This window comes from Paenibacillus sp. JJ-223 (assembly GCF_927798175.1).
GTDB lineage: Bacteria > Bacillota > Bacilli > Paenibacillales > Paenibacillaceae > Paenibacillus > Paenibacillus hubeiensis.
This window is the reverse complement of sequence record NZ_CAKMMP010000031.1, coordinates 1-7,053: the sequence shown is the minus strand read 5'-3', so window position 1 is coordinate 7,053 and position 7,053 is coordinate 1. Positions and strand designations below refer to the sequence as shown.

Below are 7,053 nucleotides of genomic sequence, written 5' to 3'. Positions count from 1 at the left end.
TGCCCATGAACGAAGAACATCGGAAAGCCGTATGAGGGAAAACCTCACGTACGGTTTGATGAGGAGGGGCTGGGTTTTGCCCAGCCTTTTACTCTAGAACGTATGCAGCAACTTATAACTACATCGTATGGGACAAAACCAAGGCGCCGTATGCAAAAGCAATAACGATGAGAATGGCGGGATGCAGCTTGGTTTTGGTCATGACCCATAGCGAAATGCCTGAAATGATTAACGTTTGCCAGATGCCGATCGAATTCGCGGATACTTGCCCGAACTCCCAGGTGAGCAGGATCATAAGCACGGCAATGACTGGCTGCACGAGCAAGGTCATGCCTTTTACTTTAGGCGAGGTCCGGTATTTGTTGAGCAGTCTGAGCAGCAAAATCAGAGCGGCTGCCGACGGCACGATCGTGGCAAAGCTGGCAATGATTGCGCCGAACCAGCCTGCCACCTGATAGCCGACAAAGGCGGCGATTTTGGTAGCGATCGGACCGGGGAGCGCATTGCCGATGGCGAGCACGTCACCGAACTGTTCGCTGGTCATCCAGCCGTAATGGTTGACGACCTCTTCCTGCATCAAAGGGATGGAAGCCGGGCCGCCCCCGTAACCGAGCACGTTGGCTACAAAAAATCCCCAAAACAATTCCCACCAAGTCTGAATCATCGGTTAGGACACCTCCTTGTCGGAGCTGCGCTTTGCTTTGTAGCGCTGCACGAGATCCAGATGGAAGACGCCATACCCGAGAAATACCGCAACGACGATGCCTGGATGAATGTCGAGCAGCTGCAGCAGCACGAAGGCAATGACGCCGAACAGGATGGCGAATATTTTGCCAAGGCCTGACCATGCCTTTTTGGCAAATTCATAGGCCATCATGCCGAGCATGACGAAAATGACCGGGCGAACCGCCGCAACCATGCCGGCGACCACTTTGGATTCACGCAGGGCATACATGGAGCCGAGCAGGGCGATGATAGCGATGCTCGTAGGCAGAACATGTGCCAACACGGAGACGATAGCGCCTAAGACGCCTTGTTTTTTATATCCCAGATAAGCAGCCATCTTCGTTGCGATCGGTCCGGGGAGGGCATTCGCAATGGCCAGAATCTCGCCGAATTCGTCGTCGCTAACCCATTTGTATCTGACGACCGCTTCATAACGAATTAACGGAATAACCGATGGCCCCCCGCCGTAACCAAGAATGCCGGTCCTAACCATGCCTGCGATGAGACCGCTGTAAACCTTCCAACTCATGCTGTTATCCTCCTACAGTCTCATGCCCATTCGGCTTTTGTAACGCTTCAGAAGCAATTGGGATTCTACTTTGACGATGCCGGGCATCTTATACAGCTTCTCCAGCAAAAACTGCTCCATCTCTTCCATGTCGGCGAAAATGCCGTGCATATGCAGCGTGCTGGGCCCGGTCATATGATACAGGCTGGTCACCGCCGGCTCTTCATCAAGCTTTTCGGCGACTTCGTCGAGAAACGGAGGCTCTACGTCTACATTGAAAAAAGCCGAGACCTGCATTCCGACCTTGACGGGATTGATCACGACAGTAAAGCGTTCGATGATGCCTTTTTCGGATAAAGCATTAATGCGGGCTTGGACGGCTACGCGCGACAAACCGATTTGTTGCCCCAGGTCCGTATACGAAATCCGGCTGTTCTGATGGAGGGCGGCCAGTATTTTTCGATCCATGGCATCCAGGTTGTGCATGAGCGGAATTTCTCTTCCTTCCGAAGAGCGCTTGTTAGTCATCAACGATCCTTCTTTCTCTGTCATTTTGTTTCGTTATATTTGAAAATCAACAAATGGAAAGACATTTTGCATGCAGCATCCATATTTTACTGACGAATCGTAATGCCAGTCAATTCATTTATTGAAAATGTGAATTTATTCCGAATTCCGGTTTGCAATTTGTAACCTATACCAAAGTAAAAAAACCGCCTGCGGTTCCATGCCGCAAGCAGCTCATTCCGTTAGAAGAACATGCTCTATTCCGTCTTTTTGGGGAGATAAAGGGTTACGGTGGTACCTTCCCCCGGATCGGAAGTCACCTTTAATGTGCCTCCTGCTCCGCGTGCCCGTTCCTCCATGCTGAACAGTCCGACGCCGTTGCCGGCCGTCGATGCGCTGAACCCTGCGCCGTGGTCGGCAATGGTAGCGACGATGGCCTCTGCAGTATCCTCCACGCTAACTGCCGCTTCGGAGACATCCGCGTATTTCGCGATATTGGTCAATGCCTCCTGGATAATGCGGTACATCGCTATTTCGCGGCTCGTATCCAGCCGACCGCGCAAATTGCAATCCAATTGAACGTTAATGCCATAATGGCGGGTGTAATTTTCAACATAAGTCCGGATTGCAGGAACGACGCCGAGATCATCGAGCACGGAGGGCCGCAGTTCCCAGGCCATGCCGCGGACGTCTTCCATGATGCCGGTAACCTGTTTTCTCAACGCTTCCACGCCTGGATGAGGCTGGTCGGCCAGCAGTCGATCCATTTGGATGACGAGGGAGAACAGGCTTTGGCCGATGCCGTCATGCAGTTCCCTCGAAATGCGGAGCCGTTCTTCCTCTTGAATGTTCATGACCTGGGTCATCATTTGCTGCAGTTCAGCTTCCACCGTTTTCAGTTTGGTGACCTCGCTGCGCACTGCGAGATATTGATAAGGCTTTCCTTCGTTGTCCAGAAAAGGCACGATGGTTGTGTTTACCCAATAATAGCTGCCGTCCTTGGCCCGGTTGCGTATTTCGCCATTCCATACCTGCCCGGAAGAGATCGTTTCCCACAGATTTTTCATGAAAAGTTTGCCGTGATAACCGGAATTGATGATCCGGTGATCCTGGCCGATCAGCTCTTCCCGCCGATACTGCGAAATCTCGCAGAACTTGTCGTTAACGTACTGGATTTTGCCCCGGCTGTTTGTCAGTGCCACGATGGACGATTCATCCAACGCAAACTTCAAGTCGCTGAGTTGATGCAGGGAACCCTTCAGCCTGCTGCGGAATTCAGGATCGGCAATGTGGTTGTCGATCACTTCAAGCAGCTCGCGAACCGGTTGATCGGCCAGATTGCTGAGTCGGTTTGGACGCGCACTACTCAAAGTTCAACAGCCCCTTTTTCATTGCAAATTTGACGAGTTCCGGCCTGGTGCGCAATCCGAGCTTCTCCATTAAATTGCTTTTGTGCGTTTCGACCGTTTTGACGCTGATCACCAGATGCTCGGCAATTTCCTTGTTGGCGTAACCTTTGGCGATCCACGACAAAATCTCTTTCTCCCGTTCGGACAGCGTGTCGTACGGCCCGGCGTTCTCCTGCTTGGCTTTATCGAGGTATTCGCTCATCAGCCGTTTGGTTGCGCTTGGATACAGATAGGCGCTTCCTTCTGCAACCGAGCGTATAGCAGCTAACAGCTCCTCGTGCGGAGCGCTTTTGAGTATGTATCCGGATGCTCCGGCATGGATGGCACGGAACAGATATTCTTCGTCATCATGCATGGTCAGTATTAGAATGGACAGATCCGGCATGATTTTTTTCAGCTCGGCGGTTGCCGTCAATCCATCTTTGCCCGGCGGCATGCTGAAATCCATCAACACCACGTCGGGTTTCAATTCCTGAGCCTTTGAGATGGCTTCGTCACCGTCTGCTGCATCGCCAACGATGCGTATGTCATTTTTTCCGTCAAGCAGCGCGATCAGACCTGAGCGTACAACAACGTGGTCGTCTACGACCAACAAACGAATCACATCAATTCCTCCTGTTCCTTTGCATATTGCTGTCCTTATCATACCAAAAAAGCAAGGTACCCAGAGTTTGATTCTTCGAATCTTTCATCTAAAAAAGCCTCGTTATCCCTTAGCGGGATAACGAGGCTTGGTTGGCAACCGACGTCTTCAGGCATACATTAGCGTTTGCAATTCCCTGCTTGCCTGCTCGGTCAGTTGAATAACATCCGGCGAAAAGCTGCAGGGCTGTCTGTTTCCGAGAAGAATGACGGCATCCGGGACGCTGCTCTTCTCAAAAATAGGTACGACGACCGCGCTGACCAGCCGCTCGGCAAGCATCAATGGGCAGCGCCCGGGAAGACGGTCGCCTGAAGTCCGTCCATCGGATATGGCGGTACGTCCGGTCCGAAGCGCCGTGCCCACGAGATCCTGGCCTGGCCGCATGTGCATCCGCTTCACGCGTTCATTGCTTGCGCCCGACGTGAACTTCCAATGAAGCATTGCTCCGGACAAGCAAGCCAATCCACAGAAGTCGCTGGATGTATGCTCGCGCAAATGATCGACGATCTCCTGAATGTCGAATGAAAACTCATCATGCATGAGAAGACACTTCCTTTTTGAAATGCTACCTTCGATGGTTCCTTACTATATATTGTAGGCAATTCGGAAGGCCTTGTAATTCAGGGAAAACCCCTATTTAAATCTGCGTATTTACCGATTATGGCATTGAAAAGACAGAGAAGCCGCATTCTACGCGAAGATGCAGACACCCTTGCCAATGCGGACCATTAACCGATGTGACATTTCTCACAGCAAATTCAGGGAATTTATCGCAGAGGTTCAGGTAATCCCCTGATAACCAATCCTGTATTTTCGCGGTATGATGGAATCATAAGGAAACACGAGGAGGAACAGTCATGAGTACGGTATTCGTGGAAAGAGGAACCCGAGCTACGGGACAGGAACCAACGGAGGGGAACAAAATGGTGCGGGAGACAGGTGGGATACTTTCGTTTGTTACAGCCGAGCAGTGGTCGTGGATTGAGGCGAAAATGCAATCCAAACGGGTTAAGGCCGGTTATAGCCTCTTTCTGGAAGGTGATGAAGCCGGATATCTGTACTACCTCCGCTCAGGCCGGGTGAAAATGACCAAATCGACGGAAGACGGGAAAGAAATCATTTTGTCGATCCAGCAGAAAGGTGATTTGATCGGGGAATTCGGCGGCATCGGTGGTCAAACGCATAGCTATAGCGCGGAAATGACGGAAAAAGGGGAATTGGCGATCATTTCGCTCGGCGACCTGGAAGGCGTTCTTAGCAAACATGGCGATCTCGCGCTGAAGTTTTTGCAATGGATGGCACTTTCGCAACGAATCACCCAGTCGCGTTTTCGCGACCTGCTCTTGTACGGCAAGGCGGGTGCGCTTGCTTCGACACTGATCCGTGCCAGCAACTCGTATGGTCGATTTACGCCGGAGGGAATTGTGCTGGACATGAAACTGAACCATACCGAGTTGGCCGAAATGATCGGCGCTACGCGGGAAAGCGTCACACGTATGCTTGGTGCATGGAAGGAGCAGGGGACGCTGGATACGCAGGACGGAAAGTTAATGATCCGCGATCTTGGAGCTCTGCGCAGCATGTGCGGATGCCCGACGTTTCCGAGCTGTCCGGAAGAGATGTGTCGCTTGTAACAGGAAATAGATTGGATGTATCTGCTTTGTTTTGATGGGATTGGGGTCGCATCGGATAAATTGGAGGAGGGCTGATATTCGCGTGAGCGGGTGTCAGCCCTTTTCTGGATTGGTTTTATTCGACAGGGCTTCGACCATACTCGCTGGCGAGAATCGAATACAGCAAAGAATCATGATAGGCGCCTTTGAAATGCCAATGTTCCCGAAGCAGGCCTTCGCGCTGCATGCCGATTCTCTTCATAACCTGCTCGGACGCTCTGTTGGCTGGGCGGCAGGTAGCGAAAACACGGTGAACGCCCAGTGTATTGAATCCATAATCGAGAAGAGCCATAGCGGCTTCGGTAGCGTACCCTTTTCCGTGATGCTCAGGGTGAAGCACGTAACCCAGCTCGGCATTTGTTTTCTCGATAAAAATGGCCACCGAGCCGATCATCAGATCCTGATCTTTTATACAAACGGCGAGCTCGTATGCATTCCTTGGTGATTGCTGCTGCTGAGTTAGAACATGATGGATGTATTGATGGGTGTCTTCTTCCGTGTTCGGTCCCCAGGAGGCATATTTGGCAACTTCGGGCAAGGATGAATACGAATGCACATGTTCCCAATCGGACTGGAGCATATCGCGGATGACCAAACGTTCGGTTTCAAGTTTCATGTCAATCTCCTTTCTTACATATAATGATATAAAAATAACCCATGAATCGATTCGGGTAAAGAACCGTTCATGGGTAGGTATGCAAGAGTAAAACTATCTCATGGGTTTGCATTGATCGGCAGGATACTTGTAGGCAAGCTTGCGGGTGATTTCTTTTTGCCATCTCGTATCCCCAAGCTGGATTGCCAGATTCAGAAGGTCGAGATAATCATCAAGCTGCAGCGTGGCTTTTTGCATGTCGGTATTCATTCGATATTCGTACCCCTTTATCTATGTGTTCAGAAATCATATGCATAGTTAATAAGTAACAGAACGACTATAATAATGATAATCATTATCAAACTATATGTCTATTATGCAATGAACGGTTATAAAAAGCAATGGCGATCAGCAAAAATGGATGCATTTTTTTGAGGAGATCATCCATTATCTTTGTGAGCCGGTTGAACGTAGGCACATCCAGATGAGGTAAGGGGCATAGACGCCGAGATAGGCTGCGGGAAAGAGAAACCACGCATCTAGCAATAAATGATGAATATCAGTCGTAAAGGTAGTGTTGTGGGCATTGGTAGCATACACATCTCCGGCAATGACTGCGGCCATACTATAGAAGGATAACAGAGCGAGAACGTGAAATAAGCGTTCCAAGAATGCGATTCGGCGAGCTAGCCAAAACATCAAAATAGGAACGATGACGATTAATAGTAAAAAAACGAGTTTCATAGGCAGCATCTCCTTAAATATAGTGGGGGAGGGGTTGAATATTATCTAGTATCGACAAGAAAAGATAGAGCATACATGGTCTATTTTAAATCGTTGTTAGAAAATGACAGGTGAAAAATATTATTTAAGTATTGCAATCATTCTCACAGCATGGTATATTCTAATTCCGGCCAAGAAAACACCGAGAAACATGGTGCGGCAAGCAAAGCAAATAAGCTTCGAAAAACGAAACTTAAAAAAAGTGCTTG

The 7,053-nt window shown here is 49.9% G+C and carries 10 protein-coding genes; 1 reads left to right on the top strand and 9 read right to left on the bottom strand.

Going from position 1 to position 7,053, the window contains the following annotated elements; genetic code table 11:
- Positions 1-118 precede the first annotated feature (118 nt).
- The 6 genes from L6H98_RS31000 to L6H98_RS30975 all read right to left on the bottom strand — a co-directional run bounded on the left by L6H98_RS31000 (position 119) and on the right by L6H98_RS30975 (position 4,333).
- Positions 119-664, bottom strand: a complete 546-nt coding sequence (locus L6H98_RS31000) for a chromate transporter (protein ID WP_236421543.1) — start codon at positions 662-664, stop codon at positions 119-121.
- 3 nt (positions 665-667) lie between these two features.
- Complete coding sequence (locus L6H98_RS30995; protein WP_236421542.1) at positions 668-1,255, bottom strand: chromate transporter; 588 nt, start codon at positions 1,253-1,255, stop codon at positions 668-670.
- 12 nt (positions 1,256-1,267) lie between these two features.
- On the bottom strand, positions 1,268-1,762 hold the full coding sequence (locus L6H98_RS30990) for an Lrp/AsnC family transcriptional regulator (protein ID WP_236421541.1): 495 nt from the start codon (positions 1,760-1,762) through the stop codon (positions 1,268-1,270).
- A gap of 236 nt (positions 1,763-1,998) precedes the next feature.
- Entirely contained in the window at positions 1,999-3,111 is a 1,113-nt protein-coding gene (locus L6H98_RS30985) for a PAS domain-containing protein (protein WP_236421540.1), read from the bottom strand.
- Positions 3,104-3,754, bottom strand: a complete 651-nt coding sequence (locus L6H98_RS30980; RefSeq protein ID WP_236421539.1) for a response regulator transcription factor — start codon at positions 3,752-3,754, stop codon at positions 3,104-3,106. Before L6H98_RS30980 ends, L6H98_RS30985 begins: the two co-directional genes overlap by 8 nt.
- A gap of 147 nt (positions 3,755-3,901) precedes the next feature.
- A complete protein-coding gene (locus L6H98_RS30975) occupies positions 3,902-4,333 on the bottom strand; it encodes a GAF domain-containing protein (RefSeq protein ID WP_236421538.1) in 432 nt (143 codons plus the stop codon).
- Between the two features lie 317 nt (positions 4,334-4,650).
- On the opposite strand from L6H98_RS30975, the gene L6H98_RS30970 reads away from it, so the two are divergent.
- Positions 4,651-5,427 carry a Crp/Fnr family transcriptional regulator gene (locus L6H98_RS30970; protein WP_236421537.1) on the top strand — a complete coding sequence of 259 codons (777 nt, stop codon included), beginning with the start codon at positions 4,651-4,653 and terminating at the stop codon, positions 5,425-5,427.
- A 115-nt stretch (positions 5,428-5,542) separates the two neighbouring features.
- On the opposite strand, the gene L6H98_RS30965 is transcribed toward L6H98_RS30970, so the two are convergent.
- The 3 genes from L6H98_RS30965 to L6H98_RS30955 all read right to left on the bottom strand — a co-directional run bounded on the left by L6H98_RS30965 (position 5,543) and on the right by L6H98_RS30955 (position 6,805).
- Positions 5,543-6,082 carry a GNAT family protein gene (locus L6H98_RS30965; protein WP_236421536.1) on the bottom strand — a complete coding sequence of 180 codons (540 nt, stop codon included), beginning with the start codon at positions 6,080-6,082 and terminating at the stop codon, positions 5,543-5,545.
- A gap of 93 nt (positions 6,083-6,175) precedes the next feature.
- Positions 6,176-6,331, bottom strand: coding sequence for a hypothetical protein (locus tag L6H98_RS30960; protein ID WP_236421535.1), 156 nt, complete (start codon positions 6,329-6,331; stop codon positions 6,176-6,178).
- Between the two features lie 177 nt (positions 6,332-6,508).
- Positions 6,509-6,805, bottom strand: coding sequence for a hypothetical protein (locus tag L6H98_RS30955; protein ID WP_236421534.1), 297 nt, complete (start codon positions 6,803-6,805; stop codon positions 6,509-6,511).
- Positions 6,806-7,053 lie beyond the last annotated feature (248 nt).